At 64.3% G+C, this 24,864-nt stretch carries 23 protein-coding genes; 12 read left to right on the plus strand and 11 right to left on the minus strand.

Annotation, left to right across the window (positions count from 1 at the left end):
• Positions 1-44: 44 nt before the first annotated feature.
• Positions 45-929 carry a transglutaminase family protein gene (locus AB4136_RS14215; protein ID WP_024925739.1) on the minus strand — a complete coding sequence of 295 codons (885 nt, stop codon included), beginning with the start codon at positions 927-929 and terminating at the stop codon, positions 45-47.
• Positions 930-934: 5 nt separating this feature from the next.
• Entirely contained in the window at positions 935-3,346 is a 2,412-nt protein-coding gene (locus AB4136_RS14220) for a circularly permuted type 2 ATP-grasp protein (protein WP_024925740.1), read from the minus strand.
• A gap of 180 nt (positions 3,347-3,526) precedes the next feature.
• On the opposite strand from AB4136_RS14220, the gene leuD reads away from it, so the two are divergent.
• From leuD to AB4136_RS14260, 8 genes are all read left to right on the plus strand, one after another.
• On the plus strand, positions 3,527-4,132 hold the full coding sequence (leuD, locus tag AB4136_RS14225) for a 3-isopropylmalate dehydratase small subunit (RefSeq protein WP_024925741.1): 606 nt from the start codon (positions 3,527-3,529) through the stop codon (positions 4,130-4,132).
• 163 nt (positions 4,133-4,295) lie between these two features.
• Positions 4,296-5,216, plus strand: coding sequence for a hypothetical protein (locus tag AB4136_RS14230; protein WP_137900627.1), 921 nt, complete (start codon positions 4,296-4,298; stop codon positions 5,214-5,216).
• A gap of 37 nt (positions 5,217-5,253) precedes the next feature.
• Positions 5,254-5,646 (plus strand): RidA family protein, encoded by a 393-nt coding sequence (locus tag AB4136_RS14235; RefSeq protein WP_137900628.1) that lies wholly within the window; start codon positions 5,254-5,256, stop codon positions 5,644-5,646.
• Positions 5,643-5,993: a VOC family protein gene (locus tag AB4136_RS14240; RefSeq protein WP_137900629.1), complete on the plus strand. Its 351-nt coding sequence runs from the start codon at positions 5,643-5,645 to the stop codon at positions 5,991-5,993. The genes AB4136_RS14235 and AB4136_RS14240 overlap by 4 nt, the downstream gene beginning before the upstream one ends.
• Positions 5,994-6,104: 111 nt before the next feature.
• Positions 6,105-7,208 carry a 3-isopropylmalate dehydrogenase gene (gene leuB, locus AB4136_RS14245; RefSeq protein WP_137900630.1) on the plus strand — a complete coding sequence of 368 codons (1,104 nt, stop codon included), beginning with the start codon at positions 6,105-6,107 and terminating at the stop codon, positions 7,206-7,208.
• A 4-nt stretch (positions 7,209-7,212) separates the two neighbouring features.
• Positions 7,213-7,875 carry a hypothetical protein gene (locus AB4136_RS14250; protein ID WP_137900631.1) on the plus strand — a complete coding sequence of 221 codons (663 nt, stop codon included), beginning with the start codon at positions 7,213-7,215 and terminating at the stop codon, positions 7,873-7,875.
• 164 nt (positions 7,876-8,039) lie between these two features.
• The gene (locus AB4136_RS14255; RefSeq protein WP_137900632.1) at positions 8,040-8,825 is read left to right on the plus strand and encodes a ThuA domain-containing protein; all 786 of its coding nucleotides are present in this window, start codon (positions 8,040-8,042) and stop codon (positions 8,823-8,825) included.
• Positions 8,825-9,874, plus strand: a complete 1,050-nt coding sequence (locus AB4136_RS14260) for a Gfo/Idh/MocA family protein (protein ID WP_137900633.1) — start codon at positions 8,825-8,827, stop codon at positions 9,872-9,874. The genes AB4136_RS14255 and AB4136_RS14260 overlap by 1 nt, the downstream gene beginning before the upstream one ends.
• Before the next feature lie 574 nt (positions 9,875-10,448).
• Here AB4136_RS14260 and AB4136_RS14265 read toward each other — a convergent pair.
• Positions 10,449-11,639, minus strand: a complete 1,191-nt coding sequence (locus tag AB4136_RS14265; protein ID WP_024925749.1) for an acyl-CoA dehydrogenase — start codon at positions 11,637-11,639, stop codon at positions 10,449-10,451.
• A gap of 104 nt (positions 11,640-11,743) precedes the next feature.
• Between AB4136_RS14265 and AB4136_RS14270 the strand changes: the two genes are divergently transcribed.
• On the plus strand, positions 11,744-12,640 hold the full coding sequence (locus tag AB4136_RS14270) for a LysR family transcriptional regulator (RefSeq protein WP_024925750.1): 897 nt from the start codon (positions 11,744-11,746) through the stop codon (positions 12,638-12,640).
• A 15-nt stretch (positions 12,641-12,655) separates the two neighbouring features.
• Positions 12,656-13,210 (plus strand): putative immunity protein, encoded by a 555-nt coding sequence (locus AB4136_RS14275; protein WP_024925751.1) that lies wholly within the window; start codon positions 12,656-12,658, stop codon positions 13,208-13,210.
• 62 nt (positions 13,211-13,272) lie between these two features.
• Here the strand turns inward: AB4136_RS14275 and AB4136_RS14280 are convergent, their stop codons facing one another.
• From AB4136_RS14280 to AB4136_RS14315, 8 genes are all read right to left on the minus strand, one after another.
• A complete protein-coding gene (locus tag AB4136_RS14280; RefSeq protein WP_024925752.1) occupies positions 13,273-14,445 on the minus strand; it encodes a serine hydrolase domain-containing protein in 1,173 nt (390 codons plus the stop codon).
• Positions 14,446-14,516: 71 nt separating this feature from the next.
• Positions 14,517-15,725, minus strand: coding sequence for a serine hydrolase domain-containing protein (locus AB4136_RS14285; protein WP_024925753.1), 1,209 nt, complete (start codon positions 15,723-15,725; stop codon positions 14,517-14,519).
• 115 nt (positions 15,726-15,840) lie between these two features.
• A complete protein-coding gene (locus AB4136_RS14290; protein WP_024925754.1) occupies positions 15,841-16,875 on the minus strand; it encodes an extracellular solute-binding protein in 1,035 nt (344 codons plus the stop codon).
• 121 nt (positions 16,876-16,996) lie between these two features.
• Positions 16,997-18,031 (minus strand): ABC transporter substrate-binding protein, encoded by a 1,035-nt coding sequence (locus AB4136_RS14295; RefSeq protein WP_024925755.1) that lies wholly within the window; start codon positions 18,029-18,031, stop codon positions 16,997-16,999.
• Between the two features lie 32 nt (positions 18,032-18,063).
• On the minus strand, positions 18,064-18,864 hold the full coding sequence (locus AB4136_RS14300; RefSeq protein WP_024925756.1) for an ABC transporter permease: 801 nt from the start codon (positions 18,862-18,864) through the stop codon (positions 18,064-18,066).
• A complete protein-coding gene (locus AB4136_RS14305; protein WP_024925757.1) occupies positions 18,857-19,777 on the minus strand; it encodes an ABC transporter permease in 921 nt (306 codons plus the stop codon). The genes AB4136_RS14300 and AB4136_RS14305 overlap by 8 nt, the downstream gene beginning before the upstream one ends.
• Positions 19,777-20,874, minus strand: a complete 1,098-nt coding sequence (locus AB4136_RS14310) for an ABC transporter ATP-binding protein (protein WP_024925758.1) — start codon at positions 20,872-20,874, stop codon at positions 19,777-19,779. The genes AB4136_RS14305 and AB4136_RS14310 overlap by 1 nt, the downstream gene beginning before the upstream one ends.
• Positions 20,875-21,004: 130 nt before the next feature.
• Positions 21,005-22,690, minus strand: a complete 1,686-nt coding sequence (locus AB4136_RS14315; protein WP_024925759.1) for an amidohydrolase — start codon at positions 22,688-22,690, stop codon at positions 21,005-21,007.
• 339 nt (positions 22,691-23,029) lie between these two features.
• On the opposite strand from AB4136_RS14315, the gene AB4136_RS14320 reads away from it, so the two are divergent.
• Positions 23,030-23,602, plus strand: a complete 573-nt coding sequence (locus AB4136_RS14320; RefSeq protein ID WP_244431133.1) for a TetR/AcrR family transcriptional regulator — start codon at positions 23,030-23,032, stop codon at positions 23,600-23,602.
• Between the two features lie 24 nt (positions 23,603-23,626).
• On the plus strand, positions 23,627-24,658 hold the full coding sequence (locus tag AB4136_RS14325; protein WP_137900634.1) for a histone deacetylase family protein: 1,032 nt from the start codon (positions 23,627-23,629) through the stop codon (positions 24,656-24,658).
• Positions 24,659-24,864: the final 206 nt, after the last annotated feature.

Consider the following 24,864-nt stretch of genomic DNA (forward strand, 5'->3'; position numbering starts at 1 on the left):
GACAAAAAATCTGAAATTTCGGCGGCGCCGCGGGCGGCGTCCGCTCAGGCCTTGCCGCGCGTCACGGGGATGACATCCACGGCCTGCACGCCGGCCTGGCCGCCGGTCGTTTTCAGCACGCCGACGATCGGCGCGACATCGCCGTAATCGCGACCGTAACCAACGGTGATATGGTCGTTGGAGGCGCGCATGCCATTGGTCGGATCGAACTCCTGCCAGCCGGCTTCCCGCCCGCACCAGACCCTGACCCAGGCATGCATGGCGTCCGCCCCCTCCAGCCGCTCCTTGCCGGGCGGCGGAATGGTGCGCAGGAAGCCGCTGACATAGCCGGCCGGGATGCCCAGCCCTCGCAGGCCGGCAATCATGACATGCGAAAAGTCCTGGCAGACGCCGCGTTTCAGCGCGAAAGCGTCGGAGGCGCGCGTCTCTACGTCGGTCGCCGTGCCGTCATAGGTGAAATCCCGCCGGATGCGGTTGCAAAGCTCGGTAGCGGTGGCGATCGCCGAGCCGCTCGCGCTCACGCGTGCATAGGCGGTGATCGCGGCATCGAGGCCGGCATAGTCGGTCCCGGTCAGGAAATGGTGCGGCGCGTCCGGTCCCAGCGAGCGCACCGATCCGATCTCCAGCGCGAGCTGGTCGACATTGGGCGAAACATCCAGGCCGGGCTCGGGCCGTGTCACCGAGACACGCGCGCTCATATGCACGTCGAGTGTCCTGTGCGCTTCGCGGAAGGCGATGGCGGTGACGTTGGAGCCGAAGAAATCGTGGAAATCCGACCGCTCGCCAGGTTTGGGCGAAAACGACAACGACGCCGCCACGATGCGCTGGGTGCCGGTAAGGTTAGCCGGAAGCACCCGCACCAGATGCCGGCCGCCGCCGGCGGCGGCCTCGTAGTCGTAGTGCAGATTGAGGCGGATGTCGTAGAGCACCGGAGTCAGCCGAAATAGGCCTTGGCGAGGCTGTTATAGAGGCCGCCGATTTCCTCCGCCAGTTCGCCGAGCGCCTGGGTCGTCATGTCGGACGGCTCCTTGATGGCGAGCGCCGTGTTGAGCCTGAGCACCTCCTTGGCCGCCGGCGACATATGGCCACCGCTGCCCTCGGTCGGCAGCAGCCCGATTTCTTCCTTTAGCCGTTCCACCTGGAAGAAGATCGAGCGCGGATTGAGCGGATCGAGCGCAAGCAGATCGATGACCGTGCGCCGACCGGCCTGGACCGGATATTGGCGGCGATGGGTCATGACGCTGTCGCCGATCTCAAGCATCATGTCGAGCGCGCCTTCCGGCGCGTCGGCGCGTGTCAGCCTGGTCAGCATGCGCGCCATCTGGATGCCGCGCTCCAGCCGCCGCCCGATTTCCAGGAAGCGCCAACCGGTGAAACGGTACATGTTTTCGTGCAGCAGGCCGGAAAAGCCGGCCAGCTTGCGCAGGATCACCGTCATGGCGCGTGTCGCGTCGTCGCCGCGCGAAACGGTGGTCTCGAACAGATGCAGCGTCTTGGACAGGTCCTTCAGCGCCAGCCAGCCATCGGGCGAAAAGCGGTCGCGGATCTGGCCGGCGCTGTAGACGGCACTGTCCAGCATATCGAGCAGGCCTTGCGGTACCGGATCGGCGACATCGATGCCGATCGGGTCGAGATAGCCGCGCAGTTCGGCAAGCAGCGGCATGGCGGGATCGGAAGTCTCGGCCAGGCGCACGTGATAGGCGCGCAGGATGCGGGCGGTGTCCTCGGCCCGCTCGATGTAGCGGCCGAGCCATGTCAGGTTTTCCGCCGCCCTGCTGGGCAGGCTGCCGGGCACGGTGCGATCGAAGCCTTCGCTTTCGCGCGGGAACAATGTCTCGCGCTCCACCGGCTTGTCGCTCACCACCCAGACGTCCGCCGCCTGGCCGCCGCGCTGCATGGCGATCGCGGTCGGGTCGAGCGAGAAACCGACACGCGCGAAACCGCCCGGCATGACCGTCCAGCCGTTCGGGGTGCGGGCCAGGTAGACGCGAAGGCTGGCCGGGCGCGGTTCCAGCCGCCCGTCGACATAGACCGGCGTGGTCGAAAGCGTCACCGCCTCCTGGCCGACGAAATCGCCGCCCTCGACCTCGATCCGCATGGCGAGCGCGGCCCGCTCCTCTTCCGACAGCGCCGCGCCCAGCACGCTGGCCCCGTCATCCTCGAAGGCCAGCCGGGTCGACAGCGCCGGTCCGATCACCATCCTGTCGAGATTGGCCAGCACATGCGCGCGCTCCGCTCCCTGTCCGCACCACCAGGTCGCGACGCTCGGCAAGAGCAATTCTTCCCCGCCAAGCTCCTTGTGGATCTGCGGCAGGAAGGCCAACAGCGCACGCGTTTCCAGAAGCCCCGTGCCAAGCCCGTTGACCGCGGTCACCGCGCCTTGCCGCACGGCTTCGACCAGCCCCGGCGTGCCGATTTGCGAATCCGGCCGCAATTCGAGCGGGTCGGCGAAAGCCGCGTCCATGCGCCGCCACAGCACGGAGATCGGCACCAGCCCCGCCACCGTGCGCACCATCAACCGGCCGTTCGAGACGGTCAGGTCCTCGCCTTCCAAAAGCATGATGCCGAGATAGCGGGCGATATAGGCATGTTCGTAATAGGTCTCGTTGAGCGGTCCCGGCGTCAGGATCGCGACGCGCCCGCGCGAGGCTGCCGCCGTGGTGTTGAGCGCATCGCGGAAACGCCGGAAGAAACCGGCCAGCCGGTGCACATGCAGTTCGCCATAGAGTTCCGACAGCGCGCGCGTCGTGGCGACCCGGTTCTCCAGCGCGAAGCCGGCCCCCGACGGCGCCTGCATGCGGTCGCCCAGCACCCACCAGCGCCCGTCCGGCCCGCGGCCGAGTTCGAAGGCGCAGAAATGCAGGTAGTGCCCGCCGGCAGGCACGGTTCCTGCCAGCGGCCGCAGATATTCCGGACTGCTGGCGATCAGGCCGGGCGGCAGCAGGCCGCCCTCCACCAGCCTGTTCGGTCCGTAGATGTCGGCGGCGATCTTTTCGAAAAGGTCGGCGCGCTGGATCAGGCCGGCGCTGATTGCCGACCACTCCTTCTCCTCGATCAGCAGCGGCACATGCGCCAGCGGCCATTCGCGCTCGTTGGCGCCGGCCTTGTCATAGACGCGATAATAGACGCCGGCATCGCGCAGATATTGGTCAGCCCTGGCAAAGCGCTTGACGAGCTTTTCGGGACCGAGCGCCTCCAGCGAAGCGATGAACGGCTTCCACAACGGTCGCGGATTGCCAGCGGCATCCACCATCTCGTCGACAACGCCGTCGATCGGCCGATAGTGCTCAAGCAGGCTGTCTGCTTGGCCTGCCGCCCCGGTTCGCTGCTGATTCCCGCTCGCCATGATCGATCTAGAACGTCGGTTGCCGCTTGAGGTCAAGCCTTGTTGGCCAAAGGGTCTTTATATGTGCTCCGGCTCATTGATGATGGGCTGGGCCTAAACGTCGGGATGACAGCTGCCTTTCATTTGTCCGGCTCCTTGTGTAAAGCGAGACCAGCAAACTCCCAAGACGGGCAAAAAGCCATGGACAAGTTCACCAAGCTCACCGGCGTTGCGGCGCCCCTGCCGATCGTCAATGTCGACACCGACATGATTATCCCCAAGGATTATCTCAAGACGATCAAGCGCACGGGCCTGGCCAAGGGACTTTTCGCCGAAATGCGCTTCAACGAGGACGGCTCGGAAAACCCCGATTTCGTGCTCAACAAGCCGGCCTACCGCAAGGCGCAGATCCTGGTCGCCGGCGACAATTTCGGTTGCGGCTCCTCGCGCGAGCATGCGCCTTGGGCGTTGCTCGACTTCGGCATCCGCTGCGTGATCTCGACCTCGTTCGCCGACATCTTCTACAACAACTGCTTCAAGAACGGCATTCTGCCGATCACGGTCAGCCAGGAAGATCTCGACAAATTGATGGACGACGCCGAACGCGGCGCCAACGCCACCCTCTCGGTCGACCTCGAAGCCAAGGAAATCCGTGGCCCGGATGGCGGCGTCGTCACCTTCGACCTCGACGATTTCAAGCGCCACTGCCTGCTCAACGGTCTCGACGACATCGGCCTGACCATGGAAAAGGCCGGCGCTATCGCCAGCTTCGAGCAGCGCAACGCCGCCGAGCGCCCCTGGGCCTGAACCGGCGTTCGCTCGCCTTCCGGCAGTTTTCTGTCGGCGCTTTTCCTTGCCGGCGGCCAGGCCCCTAGCCCGGCCGCCGGGACGGACTAGGATCAGACCCTGTCGATATGGTCTGATCCGTGGCAGCGGAGCGTTCCGTTGCCGTTCAACGGGAGATGCCGTGATGGGATTGCTAACGCGATTGTCGGCCGCCGCTCTTGTCTCGGCCAGTCTTTGCGGGGCGGCGATGGCGCAGCAGGCGCCGGCAACGACGGAGGCTCCCGCCGCCACAGCCAATCCGGCACCGGCGGACAATGCCGCGCCTGATGCCGATAGCAGTGACAAACAGGCGCCTATCCCCTTCGAGGGCGGCAGCTTCACCGTCACCGAAACTCCCGATTCCGACAAGATCCTGGCCTTCGACGGCAAGGAAGTCGCGCGCAACTACGACGTCTTCTTCGACAGGATCGTGAAGGTGGGCGGTATCAATGTCGCCCTCTTCGCAGCCGGACCGGGCGGCAACCAGTGCGGGCCCGACACGGTGATTGCCTGGAAACCGGAGGGCGGCACGCTGCAATCGGTCACCGTCGACCAGAACGACTGCGGCGCGCCACCGACCTCCGTCGCCGACGACGCGCTCTATTTCGTCCCCTATCTGCTTCCCGGCGATTCCGGCGATGCGCTGAAGTGGACACCGCAGGATGGGCTGTTGATCGCCGGTCGACTGAGCTACACGCCGCAGCCGAACACTGGCTGGGGCGACATCGATGCGTCGAAATACCAGAACATCATCGACGCCTTCCACAATGAGGCCGTCTACAAGGCCGCCGAAAAACTGCTCGGCGATAAGATGAGCGACGTCGCGACCAGCCTGCTCGTCGGCGGCGGCACGGAAAAGACGCCGTCCGGCGCCTTCTACGCCACCGGCTGCGTGCCGCATGCGTGCGGCGGCAGCGACGGCTTCATGGCGGTCGACGCCAACAACAAGGCGCTCTATTTCGCCCAGCAGACCGACAAGCCGGAGCCGAACGCCTGGCCGCCGCTGGCGGAATGGCCCAATGAGATGAAGGACGCTCTCAAGAAGGCGTTCGAGCAGCCGCAATAATTACCCTGTCAGGGGTCGATGGATCAGGAGCAGTTCAATGCGCAGATTGATTTCGACGGGTTCGCCCTTCGAAAAGACCGCGGGCTATTCGCGCGCTGTCGTCCAGGGTGACTGGTGCTTCGTCGCCGGCACCACCGGCTATGACTACACCACCATGACCATGCCGGACACGGTCGAGGCGCAGGCCCGCAACTGTCTCGAGACGATTTCCGGCGCGCTCAGGCAAGGTGGTTTCGAACTGGCCGACGTCGTGCGCGCCCACTACTACATCACCGACCAGAGCGACGTGGACAAGGTGTTCCCCATCCTCGGCGAATATTTCGGCGACATCCGCCCGGCCGCCACCATGGTCGTGTGCCTGCTCAACAAGCCGGAAATGAAGATCGAGATCGAGGTCACCGCGCTGCGCCGCGGCGCAACCGGCCTGTGACGGTCAAGCGCATCGTCGCCAACATCGCCACGGCCGACACCGCCACGGCCCGACGCTTCTATGGCGACGTTCTCGGCCTCGATCTGGTCATGGATCATGGCTGGATCGCCACCTACGGCTCGAACGAGCGCATGACGGTGCAGATATCCTTTGCCGAACAGGGCGGCGCCGGCACGCCGGTGCCTGACCTTTCCATCGAGGTCGACGATGTCGATACCGTGCTGGCCGGCATGAAGCAGGCCGGTTTTGCCGTCGAATACGGCCCGACCGACGAGCCCTGGGGTGTGCGCCGCTTCTTCGTGCGCGACCCGTTCGGGCGGCTGGTCAACATTCTGGAACACCACTGAGGTCGTTTCCATAAGCTTGGGCCGACGGCTCTCGCCAAACGCGGACTTGCGCAGATGCTGCGGCAACGCTAGCAAGACCGCGGTTCACGGCACTTTTCCAGGACGGTCTCCATGGCTTCGAAAAACCTCTTCCTCCTCCCCGGCGACGGCATCGGCCCCGAGGCCATGGCGGAAGTGAAAAAACTGATCATCGCCATGAACGAGAAGCTCGGCTCCGGCTTCGTCACCGACGAAGGCCTGGTCGGTGGTTCGGCCTATGACGCGCATGGCGCGGCGATCTCCGATGCCGACATGGAAAAGGCGATGGCGGCGGACGCCGTGCTGTTCGGCGCCGTCGGCGGCCCGAAATGGGATAGCGTGCCTTACGAGGTTCGCCCCGAAGCCGGTCTCTTGCGCCTGCGCAAGGACATGGAACTCTTCGCCAACCTGCGCCCGGCGATCTGCTATCCCGCGCTCGCCGCCTCCTCCTCACTCAAGCAGGAAGTGGTCGAGGGCCTCGACATCCTGATCGTTCGCGAACTGACCGGCGGCGTCTATTTCGGCGAGCCCAAGCAGATCATCGACCTCGGCAATGGCCAGAAGCGCGGCATCGACACGCAGGTCTACGACACGTTCGAAATCGAACGCATCTCAGGCGTCGCCTTCGAGCTCGCCCGCACCCGCAAGAACCACGTGACGTCGATGGAAAAGCGCAACGTCATGAAGTCGGGCGTCTTGTGGAACGAGGTCGTCACGGCCACGCACAAGGCGAAATATGCCGACGTCAAGCTCGACCACATGCTGGCCGACGCCGGCGGCATGCAGCTGGTGCGCTGGCCCAAGCAGTTCGACGTCATCGTCACCGACAATCTGTTCGGCGATATGCTTTCCGATGTCGCCGCCATGCTGACCGGCTCGCTCGGCATGCTGCCATCCGCGTCGCTCGGTGCGCCCGATGCCCGTACGGCCAAGCGCAAGGCGCTGTACGAGCCGGTGCATGGCTCGGCCCCCGACATTGCCGGCAAGGGCATCGCCAACCCGATCGCCATGATCGCCTCCTTCGCCATGTGCTTGCGTTATTCCTTCAACATGGTCGCCGAGGCAGATCGCCTCGAGGCTGCCATCGCCGCGGTTCTCGACGACGGCCTGCGCACCAAAGACATTATGTCGGAAGGCAAGACCGAAATCGCCACCGTTGCCATGGGCGATGCCATCATCGCCAAGTTCTTCGGTTAGCCGCATGGTCTCGGGCCGCGACCCAGCTCAGCCGGCCGGCGTGCTCGCCCGGCTGGCAAGCGCGCTGGGTCGAGGCGACGAGAAACCCAACCAGGAGCTGGCCGCCGCTCTGGCCGCAAGTGGCAATAGCGACGACATAGCCGTTCTCGCGCATGCGCTGGCGACCGCAGCCAAACCGCTTCGCCACGACGCCATCAAGGTGCTCTACGAGATCGGCGCGCTGCGGCCCGACCTGATCGCACCGCATGCGCAAGCCTTCCTGACGGCACTGAAGAGCCGTGACAACCGCATCGTCTGGGGCGCCTTGACGGCGCTGGACACCCTGGCCGCGACCGCGTCGGAGCTGATCGCGGCACATTTGCCCGACATCCTGGATGCCGCCGACCAGGGCAGCGTGATCGCCAAGGACAAGGCCGTTTCCATGCTGGCGACGCTCGCCGCCAACGGCAATTCCTTCGCCTGGGACAGGCTGCTCGCCATCCTGCGCACCAGCGCGGACAACCAGACGCCGATGTACGCCGAACAGGCGCTGCGTGCCGCCCCGATGCAAAACGTCGAGGCCCTGGCCGAAGTGGTAGGGGCACGTGCCGGCTCTATTCCGCAATCGGCCAAGCGGACCCGGCTGGAAAAAGTGCTGCGCCGGCTCGCCACGCTCAAGGCGAAGTGACACTGCGCCTGAAAAGCCCGGCCACGCCCTTCGCAGCCCGTCGGCCCGCCAGGCGCTAGCAGCCGCATAAATCATCCCGGAAAAAAACGCCGACGTTCTTGCAACCGACATTGGATACTGTAGATTGAACCGATCCAATCATTGGTTTTCCACGGAGGAGCAGCATGCCGATCAGCGCACTGGTATGGGGCGAAAACGTTCATGAGCAGACCAGCCAGGTCGTCGCCGGCCTCTATCCGCTCGGCATGCATGGCACCATCGCGGCGGCCCTCAACCAGGACAAGGACATCAAGGCCGGGACCGTCGTCCTGCAGGATCCCGAGCACGGCCTGACCGAGGAACGCTTGGCCAAGACCGACGTGCTCGTCTGGTGGGGCCATGCCGCGCACGGCAAGGTCGAGGACGCCATCGTCGAGCGCGTTCAGAAGCGCGTCTGGGAAGGCATGGGCCTGATCGTGCTGCATTCCGGGCATTTCTCGAAAATCTTCAAGCGGCTGATGGGCACGCCCTGCTCGCTGAAATGGCGCGAGGCCGGCGAGCGCGAGCGCATCTGGGTTGTCAACCGCAACCATCCCATCGCCAACGGGCTCGGCGAATGCATCGAACTGCCCAACGAGGAAATGTACGGCGAACCCTTCACCGTGCCGGAGCCGATGGAGACGGTTTTCGTTTCCTGGTTCGAAGGCGGCGAGGTGTTCCGCTCCGGCCTCACCTATCAGCGTGGCGCCGGCCGCATCTTCTATTTCCGGCCCGGCCACGAGACCTATCCCACCTACCATCATCCGGACGTGCACACCGTGCTGCGCAACGCCGTGCATTGGGCCCACAATCCGATGCCCGCCTGGACGGCGGTGACGGACGCGCCGAACGTGCCGATTTCGGCCGCCAGGGAACCGTTGGTGGAGAAGGGGCCGAAACTGCACAAGGATGGCGAAGAGGGCCTGCGCTGATGCGCCGCCTGCTCCTGCTCGGCACCGGCGGCATTGCCGGCCAGCACATGGAAGAATTCGGCCAGCTGTCGGAATGCCGGATCGTCGCCTGCGCCGACGCCCTGCCCGGCCGTGCCGCCGCCTATGCGGAAAAGAACGGCATCGCCCAAGCCTTCGACGGCCTCGACGCAGCCCTTGCCTGGGGCGAGTTCGACGCCGCTATCAACGCGACCCCGGATGGCGTTCACAAGGACACCACACTCCAGCTGATCGCCGCCGGCAAGCATGTGTTCTGCGAGAAACCGCTGGCGCCCAACCATGCCGACGCGCTGGAGATGACGGAAGCGGCCGAGCGCGCCGGCCTCGTCAACATGGTCAACCTCACCTATCGCAACTCGCCCGCCCTGCAGCTGGCGCGCCAGATGGTCGAGGCCGGCGAGCTCGGCGACTTGCGCCATGTCGAGGCGAGCTACCGGCAGAGCTGGCTGGTCGGCAAGGCCTGGGGCGACTGGCGCGCCATGGACCAGTGGCTGTGGCGGCTGTCGAGCGAACACGGCTCGACCGGCGTGCTTGGCGATGTCGGCATCCACATTCTCGACTTCGCCACCTATGGCGCCGCCGACGACATCGCCAGCCTCAATGCCGAACTGGTCACCTTCCCGAAGGCCGAGGGCGATCGGATCGGCAAATACCGGCTCGACGCCAATGACAGTATGGCGATGACCGCGCGCTTCGGTTCAGGCGCGCTGGCCACCATCCTGGCCACCCGCTACGCCACCGGCCACCTCAACGATCTGGAACTCAAGCTGCACGGCACCAAGGGTGCGCTGTGGGTCCAGACCAACGGCAAGACCTCGTCGCTCAAGGGTTGTTTCGGCAAGGATATCGACGACGCCGTCTGGCGTGACATCGCCCTTAAGGAGACCAGGCGCAACGCGCGCCGCTTCATCGATGCGCTCACTTCCGGCATCAACGGCGACCCATCCTTCCGCCGCGCCGCCGACATGCAGAAGCTGATCGACGCAGCCTTTCTGAGCAGTGCCGGCAAGCAACCGGTCGCGATCGGTTGATCTCGCCATAAGGCGGCGAAACGACGCCATCCGATGTGGACGACACACGCAGGTCAGCGCGTGTTGGCTAAGAAATAATCCTGTCTATCCAATGCCTTGGTCGAACAGATCAGGAAAATTCATCGAAATCGAACTCACACCCTTTCGGTCTGCGGCATCCTTGGGCCTGAAAGCCGTCCTCAAGGGAACCTGGTGCGCACCGGGTATCAGGGAGGACGTCGGTGCCGGACTGGCAGCGCTAACGGTGGCGCTGTCTGGTGATGAGCCCTAAGTCCGGGCCCTGGAAAAACCCGGCCGCCGCAAATGGCGGCTTGAGGCCCGAAGTCTGCCGTCGCGAAGGACGGCGAGGTCGGTCCGGGGCAAGAACACCGGGCGGGGCGCCTGTGAGGCGCCACGTACTATTACAGAGAGGCACCGACCCGGCGCCCCGCTTTCCCACCTCCCTCAAGGGGAGTGTTTTTTGACAAAAGCCAGGGCGGTCTTCCGCAGCGTGGCGATGAAGAAGCGTGGCATCCTGGAAGGACGTACCCTTTTACCCCTCCCCGCGAATGGGGGAGGGCAAAGTTGCCTCAACTCAGAAAAACGCCTGCAAGCCGGTCTGGGCGCGGCCGAGGATCAGCGCATGCACGTCATGCGCGCCCTCATAGGTGTTGACCGTCTCCAGGTTCTGCGCGTGGCGCATCACGTGGTAGCCGATCTGGATGCCGTTGCCGCCATGCATGTCGCGGGCCATGCGGGCGATGTCGAGCGCCTTGCCGCAATTGTTGCGCTTGACGATCGAGATCATCTCCGGCGCCATCTTGCCGGCGTCCATCAGGCGGCCGACGCGCAACGAACCCTGCAGGCCGAGCGCGATGTCGGTCTGCATGTCGGCGAGCTTCTTCTGGTAGAGCTGCATGCCGGCCAGCGGCTTGCCGAACTGCTTGCGGTCGAGCCCATACTGGCGGGCACGATGCCAGCAATCCTCGGCCGCGCCCAGCGCGCCCCAGGAAATGCCAAAGCGGGCGCGGTTGAGGCAGCCGAACGGACCCTTGAGGCCGGCGACATTCGGCAGCAACGCGTCCTCGCCGACCTCGACGCCTTCCATGACGATCTCGCCGGTGATCGAGGCGCGCAGGCTCAGCTTGCCGCCGATCTTCGGCGCCGACAGGCCCTTCATGCCCTTTTCCAGCACAAAACCGCGGATCTGGTTGTCATGCGCGGCGGACTTCGCCCACACCACGAACACGTCGGCGATCGGCGCGTTGGAAATCCACATCTTCGAACCGGAAATGCGGTAGCCGCCAGGCGTCTTCTCGGCGCGGGTCTTCATGCCGCCCGGGTCCGAGCCGGCGTCCGGCTCGGTCAGGCCGAAGCAGCCGATCCATTCGCCGGAGGCGAGCTTCGGCAGGTACTTCTTGCGTTGCTCCTCCGAGCCATAGGCGTGGATGGGATACATGACCAGCGACGACTGCACGCTCATCATCGAGCGATAGCCGCTGTCGACACGCTCGACCTCGCGGGCGACCAGCCCATAGGTGACGTAGTTGGCGCCGAGACCGCCATATTCTTCCGGAACGGTGATGCCGAGCAGGCCGGCTTCGCCCATTTCGCGGAAGATCGCCGGGTCGGTCGTCTCGTTCATATAGGCGTCTTCGATGCGCGGCATCAGCTTGTCGGCAGCGAACGCGGCCGCGCCGTCGCGGATCATGCGCTCGTCCTCGGACAGCTGGTCGTCGAGCAGGAACGGATCGTCCCAGACAAAGGCGTTCTTGTCGGCGGCCATGGCATATCTCTCCCGGATTGCGCGGAACGTCCGGCTTATCGGCCCCCGCCCCGCAAAAATCAAATGAAATTGCCACCGCGATCAATGACGATTAGTAATGGATCATGAGCGTGCAACGTCGCCTTCTGCCGGCCACCGGCGCCCTCGCCGCCTTCGAGGCGGTGGCACGGCTCGGCTCGTTCACCGCCGCGGCACAGGAACTGGCGTTGACGCAGGGCGCCATCAGCCGGCAGATCAAGCAGTTGGAGGATCAGTTCGGCAAACGGCTGATCGAGCGCGACAGCCGCAACGTCCGGCTCTCGCCGGAGGGCGAGATCTATGCCGAGACGGTGCGCGCGGCACTTGGCCAATTGCGCGAGGCGGCCCTCGGATTGATGAGCAATCGGCATGGAGGGGTCCTGAACCTTGCCATCCTGCCCACATTCGGCACGCGCTGGCTGATGCCGCTGATCCCCGATTTCGTCGAAAAGAACCCGGACATCACCATCAACTTCGCCACCCGCATCGGCCGGTTCGACTTCTCCCGCGAGCGGCTGGACGCCGCCATCCATGTCGGCCAGCCGGACTGGCCGGGCGCCACCTCGACCCTTCTGATGCGCGAGGAGGTGGCGCCGGTCGCCGCGCCCGAATTCCTGGAAGCAAACGCCGTTGCCGCGCCGCGCGACCTCGGCCGCCTGCCGCTCCTGCACATGGCCTCGCGCCCCGGCGGCTGGGCGGAATGGTTCGAGCATCAGGGGCTGGCGGCGCCGACCGGCCCCGGCATGCAGTTCGAGCAGTTCTCGACGGCCGCCCAGGCCTGCATCGCCGGCCTCGGCATCGCCCTGTTGCCGCTGTTCCTGATCGCCGGCGAATTGCAGCGCGGCCAGTTGGTGCCGGCACCGGGTGGCCCGATGCAAAGCCGCAGCGCCTATTACCTGGTGGTGCCGGACGAAAAGCGGCTCTACCCGCCGGTCGCCAGTTTCCGCAGCTGGCTGCTCGCCAAGCTGCCGCAGACAGACTGACGGGGCGGTCGAGCAATGACGGACGCGATCGCTCTGGATATCGACGACCTGCGCGCGGTCACCGCCTATGCTGCCGAAAACGCGGCGGGCGTGCTGGCTATCTTCGAAGCATCGCATCCTTCGGATACCCGTCCGCGCGACGCCATCGCGGTCGCCCGGGCTTTCGCGCAAGGCGGCAAGCGCGGCAAGGCGTTGCGCGACGCCGCCTGGGCCGCGCTCGAGGCCGCCGGGCAAGCCGACGATGCGGCGGCAAACCAGGCGGCACGGGCGGCGATGAGCGCATGCGGGGCGGCCTATCTTCACCCGCTGGCCCGCGCCACGCAGGTCCGGCACATTCTCGGCGCCGCCGCCCACGCGACCCACGCCGCCGAACTGGCGGCCGGTGCGGCGCCGGATGCTGGCGCCGACCATCTGGAGCAGGCCGCTCGGCTAGCCAGCCCAAGGGTGATCGAGGTGTTATGCCGCTATCCCCCAGCACCGCCCGGCGGCGGGCGTGTCGGAGAATTGCTGCGCGCGCTGGACCGCAGGCTTCGTGGCACGGCACTGGCCGGCGAGGCAGGCGAAAGCTGAGGTCGGCCCGCAACACCCTTTCTGCCTTCTCCCCTTGCGGGAGAAGGGACGCTCCAGACGCCTTAGACCATCGTCGCTAGCGCCTCGAAGAAGGCGACGTTTTCGTGGTCGAGCGGATCGTCGACCGGTTCCGGCTGCGACGACATCTTGACGATGACGACCTCGCTCGCCGGATCGACGAACAGCCACTGGCCGTGGATGCCGATGCCGCAATAGGAACCCTTGCCGCTCTGGTACCATTTGTTGCGATAGCGTCCCTCAGGGAACAGCTGCGCCATGTCGCCCCGCTTCCAGGCATCCTGGCTGCCGGCTGTCGTCGTGTCGCGAACCCATGCCTCCGACACCACGCGCGTGCCATTGGCGAGACCGCCCTGGCGCATCATCTCGCCGATGCGGGCGAGATCGCGCGGCGTCAGCGAAATGCCGCCGGCGGTGCGGGCCGCGCCAAGACGATCGACGGTGATCGCGCCTTCGCCGCAGGCGCCAAGCGGTGCCCAGAGTTTCTCGCGCAGCAATTCCGGCACGCGCAGGCCGGAAGCGCGCTCGACCAGCATGCCGAGCAGGTCGGAGTTCGGCGAGCGGTAGCGGAACACTTCGCCATGCGGCCCAGGCAGGCGCTTGATCGACAGGAGGAATTCTTCCAGCCCTTCCTCGCCGCCGCCCGGGTTCCACAGCGTCGCCCGGCGATAGCGGGCGAAGGCGCTCTCGGGATCGAGATAGGCTTCCTCGAAGTCGAGGCTGACCGTCATGTCGAGCACGTGGCGGACCGTGGCGTCGCCATAGGCCGACCCGACCGCTTCGGGAATATAGGTGGTGACCGGCGCTTCCAGATCGAGGCGGCCTTCGCCTCCCAGGATGCCGGCGAGGATCGCGGTCAGCGATTTGCTGATCGAAAAGACGAGATGACGATTGCCGAACGCCATATGCGGCGCGAACCAGTCGCCGACGAATCTACCGCCCTTCATGACGGTGAGCGCATCGGCATGCGAACGCGCCAGAAAGCCCGCCACGGTTTCGCTGCCCTCGGCCAGCGCGACCGTTTCGCCAAGCAGACCGCTCATATCGGCTGCCGCCGTCTCGCCGGCCGCCGGGCCAGCTTCGATGCGCGCGCTGGGCACCAGTTCGCCGACATTCTGGAACGCCCAGCGGTTGAACGGCGTCGTGCGCCAGTTTGCCAGGCCTACGTCGCTGCGGCGAAAGCCGAATTTGTCCTCGAATGCGGTTGGGTTGGTCACGTCCTGTCCTTCCTGGGTAGTGCACGCAGCGCGGGAACCTTGGCGGCCACACCGGCTCTGCATCGATTGATCTATTCGGCGGCCGAGCCCAGCTCCGTCGCGATTGCCGCGATCGCCTTCAGCGTCGCCACCGCATAGGGTGTGTTGGAGAAGTCCGGAAAGGACGACAGCTTCACCGTCACCATCCGGTTGTTCCAGTCCACATGGATGAGCTGCCCGAAGACACCACGGCACATGAGCGCGCGCGAACGCGGATCCTGGATCCAGAACTGGTTGCGGTAGCTGCCTTCCGGCAGGCTCTCGGAAAACTGCGTGCCATGCACGCCGTTCCTGGTCGCCTCGATCCAGTCGGCGGGCACGATGCCGGCACCGTTGTCGAGGATCATCTGGCCGAAACGTGCATAGTCACGAAGCGTCGCGTTGAAACCGCCGTCGGCCAGCGCGTAGCCGGCGCTGTCCACGGTGAAACAAGCGCTTTCCTCTGCGCCAAGCTTCTGCCAGAGCTCTCCGGAAACAAGCTCGGCCAGCCTGCGCCCGGTCACGCGTTCCATGACGAAGGCCAGCACATCCGTCTCGATTGACCGATATTCAAAGGCTGCGCCGTGTGGCCGGGTGGTTTCCTTCAGCCGCAGGATGAGTTCCCACACATGGGCCGGCCACGGGAAAGAGGGATCGCTATCGGGCGGCGCAGGTTTCCAGCCGGAAGCGACGTCAACCTGACCGATATCGGAATAGCGATCGGTATAGGCTTCCGAAAACTTAACGCCGGTCGTCATGTCCAGCACGTGCTGGACCGTCGCGCCTGCCCAGCCAGTTTCTGCAAGTTCAGGAAGATAGGCCGTCACAGGTTTTGCCGGATCGATCAGACCCCGGCCGACAAGGATGCCGCAGACCGCAGCCGTAACCGATTTCGCCATCGACTGCGACAGATGCAACGAACGCGGTGTCATGCCGTTGAAATAACGTTCATAGGCGACCGTGCCGTCCTTCAGCACCAGGAAGCCGTCGGTATAGGTCTCGTCGAGAAGGCCGGCGAGCGTTGAGGGACGGCCAAGACTGTCGGTCACAGCCAGCGCATCGAGATTGGTCTCGGCGCGCGGCAATTCGCTTGCCGGGCCAGTGCCACGCCAAACCTCCACGGTCGGCACGATCTGGCGCATGTTCTGGAAGGCCCAGCGGTTCCAGGGCGCCCTGTCCCAGTCAAGCCGGGGTGGCACCAAGATCGGCGGTGTCCCCTGCATGATCGGTGGATGCGGATCGCTGTTGCGGTAGGGCTGCATGAGAAGCGCCTCCTGCGACATTCTCTAAACTTGTCGTTCAATGGCCGGTGCCGACTATGCTCGTCAGCGCCGGGCAGGTCGTCCGGCGGCTATTGCCGCCGGACGACAGGACCACTTACTTGCGCAGTTCGGTCCAGATCTTCTTGTAGAGCGCGTCGGCTTCTTCCGAGCACATCAACGCCATCGTGCCGTGCGGCTTGGCCTCGGCCGGCACGACAATCTCGGGCGCGTCGCGCATCTCGGCCGGCATGAACTTCTCCGAGCCGGCAACGCCATTGGCGTAGCGGTGATAGGCGGAAAGCCCTGCGGCAACTTCCGGGTCCATGATGAAGTTCTGGAACAGCTTGGCGTTCTCGACGTTCTTGGCGTCCTTCAGGACGACCACGTTGTCGGACCAGTAGGTGAAGCCTTCCTTCGGATAGCCGTAGTGGATCTGCGGATGCGCCAGGCGCATGCGCAGGCCGGCGCCGTTCCATGTGGTCGAGCCCTTGAAGTCGCCGGCGCCCATCTTGTCGATGGCGCCATATTCCATGGCGATCCAGTTCGGCTTGGCCGCCACCAGAAGGTCGCGCACCTTCTTCAGCACTTCCTTGTCGGCCGTGCACTGCTCGCCGCCGACATAGCGGATGGCGGCGGTCATCACGTCCTTCATTTCCGGAACGACGTTAACCTTGCCCTTCAGCTCGTCCGGCGTCTTGAAGACGATGTCCCAGGTGTTGATGTCGCCCTTGTAGGTGTCGCTGTTGACGACGATACCGACCGTGCCCCAGGCCCATGGCACCGAATATTTGCGGGCGGGGTCGAAATCGGGATTGGCCCATTCCGGGGCGATGTTCTTGAAATTCTCCATGCCGCCCGGATTGGTTTCCAAGAGCAGGCCTTCCTGGATCCAGATCGGCAGATGCGTCTGCGACGGCACCGCGATGTCGAAACCGGAACCGCCCTGGCGCACCTTGGCGAGCGCGGTGTCGTTGGAATCGTAGTCGGTGATGGTGACCTTGACCTTGTACTTTTCCTCGAACTTCTTGATCACGTCGGGGTTGGTGTAGTTGCCCCAATTGTAGATGTTGAGCTCGCCCTCGGCGCGGGCGAAGCCGGTCGCGGCAACGAGCGCCAATGCCGCCGTCGCGGCGAACAATCTCGAATTCATGGCAGGGCTCCTTTTTCTTGGTTGCGGTGTTTTCTGCCTGCTTCGGGCAAAAGGGGTGTGACAACCGGGACCGATTTCATCGGTCCCGGGTTCGTCATGTCGGGTAGGCTGGCTGCGAAGCTTACTTCTGCAGCTCGGTCCAGATCTTCGAGTAGATGTCCTGGATTTCCGGCGCGCAGAGGTGCTGCAGTTCGCCCAGCGACTTCACGTCGGCCGGGATGTTGACTTCCGGCGCGTCCTTCATGTCGGCGGGCATGAACTTCTCCGAACCGGCAATGCCGTTGGCATAGCGGTGGAAGGCCGAGTTCAGCGCCGCGTTTTCCGGATCCATCATGAAGTTCTGGAACAGCTTGGCGTTCTCGACGTTCTTGGCTTCCTTCAGAACGACGACGTTGTCGCTCCACAGGCCGTAGCCTTCCTTCGGATAGTTGTAGTGGATGGCCGGGTTGGCCAGCCGCTGGCGCAGCGCCGAGCCGTTCCAGTCGCTGGTGGCCTTGAAGTCGCCGGCGCCCATCTTCTCGATGGTGTTGTATTCCATCGCGATCCAGTTCGGCTTGGCGGCGACGAGCGTGTCGCGCACCTTCTTCAGCACCGCCTTGTCGTCGGTGCACTGCTTGCCGCCGACATATTTGATGGCGGCGAAGATGACGTCGTTCATCTCGGGAACGACATTGACCTTGCCCTTCAGCTCGTCAGGCGTGTTGAAGACGATGCCCCAGCTGTTGGCCGGGCCCTTGTAGGCGTCGGTGTTGACGACCACGCCGATCGTGCCCCAGGCCCATGGCACGGTGTATTTGCGGCCGGGATCGAAATCGGGATTGGCCCATTCCGGCGCCACGTTCTTGAAGTTCGCCATCTTGCCGGGATCGGTCTCCTGGATGAGACCTTCCTTGATCCAGATCGGGATGAAGGTCTGCGAGGGGATGGCGATGTCGAAACCGGTGCCGCCCTGACGCACCTTGGCGAGTGCGGTGTCGTTGGAATCGTAGTCGGTGACGGTGACCTTGACGTTGTACTGCTTCTCGAACTTCTTGATCATGTCGGGGCTGATGTAATTGCCCCAGTTGTAGATGTTGAGCGCGCCCTCGGCGCGGGCGAGGCCCGTCGAGGCCATCAGCGCCAGCCCGACGGCTGTCGCGGTTGTCTTCCAGTTCATTTCAGTCTCCCATTTTTTTGGTTGGTTTAGGCCTAGTCGCGTTTCCTGCTGACGAAGAAGAACAACGTGACGATGATGACCGACAGCAGCAGGAAGGCCGTCGAGATCGCGTTGATTTCAGGGGTGATGCCGCGGCGGATCTGGCCGAGCATGTAAGTTGGCAACGTGTCCTGGCCGCCCGACTTGACGAATTCGGTGATGACGACGTCGTCGAGCGAAATGACGAAGGCGAGCATCAGGCCGGCGAGGATGCCGGGCCAGAGCAGCGGCAGCGTGATGCGGCGGAAGGCCTGCCAGGGCGTGGCGTAGAGATCGGCCGCCGCGCGTTCCAGCGACAGGTCCATATTTTCCAGTCGCGCGCGGATCGGCAGATAGGCAAAGGGAATGCAGAACGCCGTATGCGCGGCGATCAGGTAACCCAGGCCCGAATAGCCGGTGAAGATCTTGATGCGCGAGAAGAAGATCAGCAGCGCCACGCCGGTGACGATTTCCGGCACCATCAGCGGCTGGTTGATCATCGCATATTTGAAGGTCAGCCCCGGATAGGGCGGCGTGCGGGTGGTGGCCAAGGCCGCCATGGTCGCCGCGATGGTGGCGAGCGTGGCGGCCACAGCCGCGATCTGGAAGGAGCGCAGCGTGGCATCGATCACCTGCGCGTTCTGCGAGGCCGACTGGAACCACTTCAGCGAGAAGCCGCCCCATTCCGACGTCGAGGGTGCCTCGTTGAAGGCGTAGACCACCAGCACGATGATCGGCAGGTAGAGCGCCACGAAGCACACGGCGGCGATCGTGGTGAAGCCCGGCTGGTGGCGAATGGAGAAGCTCTTAGCCATGCCGCACCTCCTGCGAGCCGGCGTTGCGCACGTAAACCAGGAGCGCCGCCATGACGATGAACATGACCGTGATCGACAGCGCCGAGCCCAGCGGCCAGTTGCGGCCCTGACCGAATTGCAGCTCGATCAGGTTGGACAGCATCATGTTCTTGCCGCCGCCGAGCACGCTCGGCGTCACATAGGCGCCGATGGCCGGGATGAAGACCAGGATCGAGCCGGCGATGACGCCGGGCTTGACCAGCGGGAAGATGATGCGGCGCAGCACCTGCCAGCGCGAGGCGTAGAGATCGTAGCCCGCCTCGACCAGACGGAAGTCGAGCTTTTCCATCGAGGCGTAGACCGGCAGCACCATCAGCGGCAGATAGACATAGGCCATGCCGATCAGGATCGCGACGTCGGTGTAGAGGATCTGGATCGGCGCCGAGATGATGCCGAGCTTCAACAGGATGGTGTTGACGATGCCTTCGTTGCGGATGATCTGCAGCACCGCGAAGGTGCGGATCAGAAGGTTCGTCCAGAACGGGATGGTGATCAGGAACAGCCACAGGTCACGCGTCTTCTCGCTGCGCGTGGCCATGAAATAGGCCGTCGGGAAGCCGAGCGCCAAGGTGGCGAGCGTGGTGATGACCGCCAGCTTCACCGAGCGCCAGAAGATGCTGATATGGGCGGCAGCCAGCGACAGCGTGTCGTCGAAGATGTCGCGCTCGAACAGCACCGACACCCAGGCGTCGGTCGAGAACTGCCACTTCACGTCGCCATAGGGGCCGGGCGTGAGGAAGGAATAGACGAGCACGATGGCCAACGGGCCGACCGCGGCGAAAAAGATGGTGAGCAAGGCAGGCGTCGTAAGGTACCAGCGGTTGCGAACGTCGCGCCGGTCGGCCGCCTTGGCGATTTCCTCGGCGGTGGCCATCAGTCCCTCAACACTTGTGCTGCGTCGTCGCTGATAGAGATGCCCGCCTTCTCGCCCGTCTCGAAGCCGCAGCTGGCGCTGCGCGCATTCTGCTGGCGCACGATGAAGAGGTCGTCGCTGCCGTCGAGCCGCAAATGGATGTGCGTGTCGGTGCCGAAATAGACGATGTTCTCGACCGTGCCCGAAAGCTCGCCCTTGCCCTTGACGAGCTTCGCATGTTCGGGCCGCACCACGACGGTCGCCTCGCCCTTCGGCTGGAAGCCGTCGGCAACGCTGGCCATGATGGTGGCACCCGATTTGAGCGTCGCGCGTGCCCTGCCGTTTTCCACGCCGGCGATCGACGCGGTCAGGAAATTGGTCTCGCCGATGAAGTCGGCGACGAACCGGTCGGCCGGCTTGTCATAGATGTCCCAGGGTGAACCCACCTGCAGGATCTTGCCCGACGACATCACCGCGATGCGGTCGGACATGGTCAGCGCTTCTTCCTGGTCGTGGGTGACGAAGATGAAGGTGATGCCGGTCTGGTTCTGCAGCCGCTTCAGTTCGATCTGCATTTCCTTGCGCAGCTTGTAGTCGAGCGCCGAAAGCGGCTCGTCGAGAAGCAGCACTTTCGGCTGCGGCGCCAGCGCGCGTGCCAGCGCCACGCGCTGCTGCTGACCGCCGGAAATCTGGCTGGTGCGCCGCGAGGCCAGATGCTCCATGCGCACCAGCTTCAGCATCTCGGCGACGCGCGCCTTGATCTCGGCCTTTGGCTTACGCAGCATCTCCAGGCCGAAGCCGATATTCTGCGCCACCGTCATGTGCGGGAACAGCGCATAGCTCTGGAAAACAGTGTTGACCGGCCGCTTGAACGGCGGCAGCAGCGCGATGTTGTCGCCATAGAGCTGGATCTCGCCGGCGCTCGGATAGTCGAAGCCGGCGATCAGCCTGAGCAGCGTCGTCTTTCCGCAGCCCGACGGCCCCAACAGCGTGAAAAACTCGTTTTCCCGGATCGATACCGAGACCGTGTCCAACGCGGCAACCGCCGCTTCCCCAGAACCGAAGACTTTCCGTACATCACGGACTTCGATCGCGTTCTTACCCGGTTGTTCCGGCACGCAAACCCCTCTTTTTGTTCTCGGCCTGCCCTCGAAAGCAGGCTTCTTTTTCTGTCTCAGATTGTCACCACAAGCCGCCACGCTTGGCAACAATCGCATTGAATACCAGTTCAGGAAGCGAAACGAATGTTCAGCTTGCGACCTGATAGGTGACCTTACCTCCGCAGATGGTGACCGCCGGCCGCACCTCGTGCAGCTGGCGCGGTTCCACCGCTTCGATATCGTGCGAGAGCACCACAAGGTCGGCCATGAAGCCTTCCTTCAGCCTGCCCTTTCGGTGCTCCGTGAACTCGGCATGGGCGCCCTCGACCGTGTAGGCCGCAAGCGATTCCATCAGCGAGAAACTCTGGTCCGGGTCGCCTTCGGCCCACGGCTTGCGCAGCATCGCCGCCTGCATGCCACGGATCGGATCGATCGAGGCGACCGGCCAGTCGGAAGCAAACACGACATGGGCGCCGGCGCTCTTCAGCGTGCGCCAGGCATAGCTCAGCGGCCAGCGCGCCTTGCCGATGCGCGACACGGTCGGCTCCAGCGGGAAATCCATCGCGCCCGGAGGATGCGGAGGCTGCATTGAGGCAATGACGCCGAGTTCGGAGAAACGCGGCACGTCCGTCGGCGCGACCACCTCGATATGCTCGATGCGGTGGCGGCTGTCGCGCTTGCCATTGGCCTTGGCGGCGGCTTCGTAGCCGTCGAGCACGGCATTGACCGCGCCATCCCCGATCGCATGCACCGCGATCTGCAATCCACGCGCATCGATGGCGACGGCCAGTTCCTTGAACTCGGCCGGCGTGAACAGCGGTTCGCCGACCCAGTCGAGACGATCGGCGTAGGGCTCGACCATCACGGCGGTCCAGGAGTCCAGCACGCCGTCGTAGAAAACCTTGACCATGCGCGACGACAGCCATTCGCTGTCGTATCGCGTGGCCATTGTCGACGCCTTTTCCAGCATCTCGAGCTTCATGAAATTCTTGAAATGGAAGGGCATCTTGACACGACAGGAGAGCCCTTCCTCGGCCTCGATCTCGGCCAGCAGTTCGAGCTGGTAGAGATTGCCATCCATGTTCTGGATCGAGGTGATGCCGTGTTCGGCGCACCAGGCAAGGCCGCGCCGCATGATGTCGCGGTCGGCGGCGCGCTGCGCGGGCGTCGGCGCGGGATCGGGCTCGCCGCCGGTCGACAGGCCGAGCCGCACGCGTTCCTCGTCGGCCAGCGCCAGCACCGGGCCAAAGGCCTCGCCTTCGCGCAATTCGCCCTCGGCTAGCCCGTCCTCGCCCATGACGATCTCGTTGCCGGGTCCGAGCGCGCGGCCATGCAGCACGCCGGCGGCTTCAAGCGCCTTGGTGTTGGCCCACATCGTATGGTGGTCGGGCGCGGCCATGCAGAACGGCCGGTCGGGCAGGATTGCGTCGAGATGATGCCGGGTGACGCGTTCATCGCCGAGAATGGTGTAATCGGCCGACTGCGCGACCAGCATCGGCGCATCGGGGCGCTTGGCCGCATAGGCACGGACCGCGTCACGCAACGCGTCGAACCCGTGCACGCCGATGAGCTGCAGATGCGCCAGTTCGGCGGCGCCGGAAAAGAGATGCATATGCGCTTCGATGAAACCGGGGATCACCGAACCGCCCTTGGCGTCGATGACTTTCGTGGCCGGCCCCTTGAGCGCCTCGATGGCAGCGCGGCTGCCGACGGCAAGGATAGCGCCATCCTTCACGGCAACGGCTTCGGCGGCTGGCAGATCGTCATCCATGGTCAGGACACGACCATTGAAGACGATCAGATCGGCTTGACGAACCGTACCCGTGACAGACATCGCAGCTCCGCGCTTTGTGACTGACCTAGACTGCCCAGCCTACTGTTCCACGACCGACCGCTCCGCTGGAACGACGTTGTGAGACGGAAAGCTGATGCCAGTCCGCCGCCCTCGGAATTCCCCTGGTTTCCCTAAAGACAGCGTGATGAAAAAATGCGACTAATTATTCGCGTTTGTCAATACGCGGTTTTTGGAATGCATTGTGGACAGCACCCTTCGCGTGTGGTGAGAGCTAGCGGAGGATGGGGGATTCGAGCAGTGAATCGCGATCTCAAACGGAAAACCAGGATTGCGCTCGAGCCCCGCAAGCAGCCGCGGCAGGAGCGGTCGAGCAAAGTCGTGGACAGGATTCTCGATGCTGCGCTGATCTTGACGCGAGAACAGGGAACCAAGACACCGACGACGCTTGCCATTGCGCAGCGCGCCGGTTTGTCGGTCGGCTCGGTCTACCAATATTATCCCAACAAGGAAGCTATTCTTCTGGATCTCGCACGGCGCTGGCTGGGCGCGTTTCCGGAAGTGATCGCAAAACGCATCGAGGCACCACGACCGACCGACCGCGACGCCTTCCGGCGGGAGGTGCGCGAACTCTTCATCGACACGTCCAGGCTTTATCTCGACAACGCCAGCCTGATGCCGGTCATCGAGGCCATCACCGGCAATGCCGAGCTGAGGCCGATCCAGAACGAATATGACGAGCGGATTATCGCCCTCTACGCCGCCTGGCTGCAGCATGTGAACCCCGCCCTCAAGGACGAGGTCGCCGGCCGGCTGGGCGTCTTGATGATGGAAGTCGGGCACGTATGCCGGCTGGTCGGCCTGAAGAGAGACCGCAAGGCCTTCGATCTCATCCAGGACGACGTGGAAATCATGTGGCTCGCTCTGGTCACACCCTATCTCGATCTCGACTAAAAACCATTCCAGGGAAGGAACCTTATGAAGACTGTCTATTCGCCGCTCCATGCCGGCCACGCCGGCACGATGGAACTGATGTCGGGAGCGATCATGCCTGGCTTCGAGAAACCGTCCCGGGCCGAAATCATCAAGGCACGGGTCGAGGGCGAGAAGCTGGGGCCGATCCTGGCGCCGGAGGTTCACGACCTCGCCGCCGCCAAGCGCGTGCACAAGGCCGACTACATCGACTTCCTGCCGACCGTCTATCCGGAGTGGGAGGCGCTTGGACGTTCCGGCTCGGCCATCCCTTACACCTGGCCGACGCGCGGCCTGCGCGGCGACGTGGTGCCGGCTACGCTCGACGGCAAGCTCGGCCATTATTCCTTCGACGCCGGCGCACCTTTCGTGAAGGGCACTTGGGAAGCGATCAAATCGTCCTATGACGTCGTCATGACCGGCGCCAAGCTGGTCAAGAACGGCGAGCGCGCCGCCTTCGCCTTGTGCCGTCCGCCCGGCCACCATGCCGGCGCCGGCTTCATGGGCGGCTATTGCTACATCAACAACGCGGCAGTCGCCGCGCAATGGTTCCTCGACCAGGGCGCCAAACGCATCGCCATCCTCGATGTCGACTACCACCACGGCAACGGCACGCAGGAAATCTTCTATGCCAGGGCAGACGTTCAGGTGCTGAACCTGCATGGCGATCCGATGGTCGAGTACCCCTATTTCCTCGGCCATGCCGACGAAGATGGCGAGGGCGCCGGCGAAGGCTTCAACATCAACTACCCGCTTCCCTTCGGCACGACCTGGGAAGCCTGGAACGCCGCGCTGGAAGACGCCTGCGCCAAGCTCGCCGCCTACGCACCCGATGTCGTCGTCGTCTCGCTGGGCGTCGACACTTTCGAAAAGGACCCGATCAGCCAGTTCAAGCTGAAGAGCGGCGACTATCCGAAGATCGGCGCCCGCATCGCCAGGCTGAACCTACCGACACTGTTCGTCATGGAAGGTGGTTATGCCGTCGACGAGATCGGCGTCAACGCCGTCGGCGTGCTGACCGGCTTCGAGGGCCGCTGACGCAATGCGGCGCCTCGCCGGCATCGATCGGCGAGGCGTTGCGCATGGCAAAACCCAGCAAATGCGCGGGTGAGTCGCATTTGTGAGTCCGCTGAATCCAAATCTGTCAAATCCTGTTTGAAGTTGGATTCAGCAGAGGCTAAATTAAACCCGAATCAGCCGTTCCGCGGGGGCGCGGCGAACCATCTAAAGTCCTGATGTTCCGG

It is taken from the genome of Mesorhizobium sp. 2RAF21, from assembly GCF_052115345.1.
Taxonomy (GTDB): domain Bacteria; phylum Pseudomonadota; class Alphaproteobacteria; order Rhizobiales; family Rhizobiaceae; genus Mesorhizobium; species Mesorhizobium terrae.

Excerpts from the sequence above, each read along its gene's own strand:
- AB4136_RS14220 (WP_024925740.1), bottom strand. The coding sequence starts at position 3,346 with ATGGCGAGCGGGAATCAGCAGCGAACCGGGGCGGCAGGCCAAGCAGAC.
- leuD (WP_024925741.1), top strand. The coding sequence starts at position 3,527 with ATGGACAAGTTCACCAAGCTCACCGGCGTTGCGGCGCCCCTGCCGATC.
- AB4136_RS14230 (WP_137900627.1), top strand. The coding sequence starts at position 4,296 with ATGGGATTGCTAACGCGATTGTCGGCCGCCGCTCTTGTCTCGGCCAGT.
- AB4136_RS14235 (WP_137900628.1), top strand. The coding sequence starts at position 5,254 with ATGCGCAGATTGATTTCGACGGGTTCGCCCTTCGAAAAGACCGCGGGC.
- leuB (WP_137900630.1), top strand. The coding sequence starts at position 6,105 with ATGGCTTCGAAAAACCTCTTCCTCCTCCCCGGCGACGGCATCGGCCCC.
- AB4136_RS14250 (WP_137900631.1), top strand. The coding sequence starts at position 7,213 with ATGGTCTCGGGCCGCGACCCAGCTCAGCCGGCCGGCGTGCTCGCCCGG.
- AB4136_RS14255 (WP_137900632.1), top strand. The coding sequence starts at position 8,040 with ATGCCGATCAGCGCACTGGTATGGGGCGAAAACGTTCATGAGCAGACC.
- AB4136_RS14260 (WP_137900633.1), top strand. The coding sequence starts at position 8,825 with ATGCGCCGCCTGCTCCTGCTCGGCACCGGCGGCATTGCCGGCCAGCAC.
- AB4136_RS14265 (WP_024925749.1), bottom strand. The coding sequence starts at position 11,639 with ATGGCCGCCGACAAGAACGCCTTTGTCTGGGACGATCCGTTCCTGCTC.
- AB4136_RS14270 (WP_024925750.1), top strand. The coding sequence starts at position 11,744 with ATGAGCGTGCAACGTCGCCTTCTGCCGGCCACCGGCGCCCTCGCCGCC.
- AB4136_RS14275 (WP_024925751.1), top strand. The coding sequence starts at position 12,656 with ATGACGGACGCGATCGCTCTGGATATCGACGACCTGCGCGCGGTCACC.
- AB4136_RS14285 (WP_024925753.1), bottom strand. The coding sequence starts at position 15,725 with ATGCAGCCCTACCGCAACAGCGATCCGCATCCACCGATCATGCAGGGG.
- AB4136_RS14290 (WP_024925754.1), bottom strand. The coding sequence starts at position 16,875 with ATGAATTCGAGATTGTTCGCCGCGACGGCGGCATTGGCGCTCGTTGCC.
- AB4136_RS14295 (WP_024925755.1), bottom strand. The coding sequence starts at position 18,031 with ATGAACTGGAAGACAACCGCGACAGCCGTCGGGCTGGCGCTGATGGCC.
- AB4136_RS14300 (WP_024925756.1), bottom strand. The coding sequence starts at position 18,864 with ATGGCTAAGAGCTTCTCCATTCGCCACCAGCCGGGCTTCACCACGATC.
- AB4136_RS14305 (WP_024925757.1), bottom strand. The coding sequence starts at position 19,777 with ATGGCCACCGCCGAGGAAATCGCCAAGGCGGCCGACCGGCGCGACGTT.
- AB4136_RS14315 (WP_024925759.1), bottom strand. The coding sequence starts at position 22,690 with ATGTCTGTCACGGGTACGGTTCGTCAAGCCGATCTGATCGTCTTCAAT.
- AB4136_RS14325 (WP_137900634.1), top strand. The coding sequence starts at position 23,627 with ATGAAGACTGTCTATTCGCCGCTCCATGCCGGCCACGCCGGCACGATG.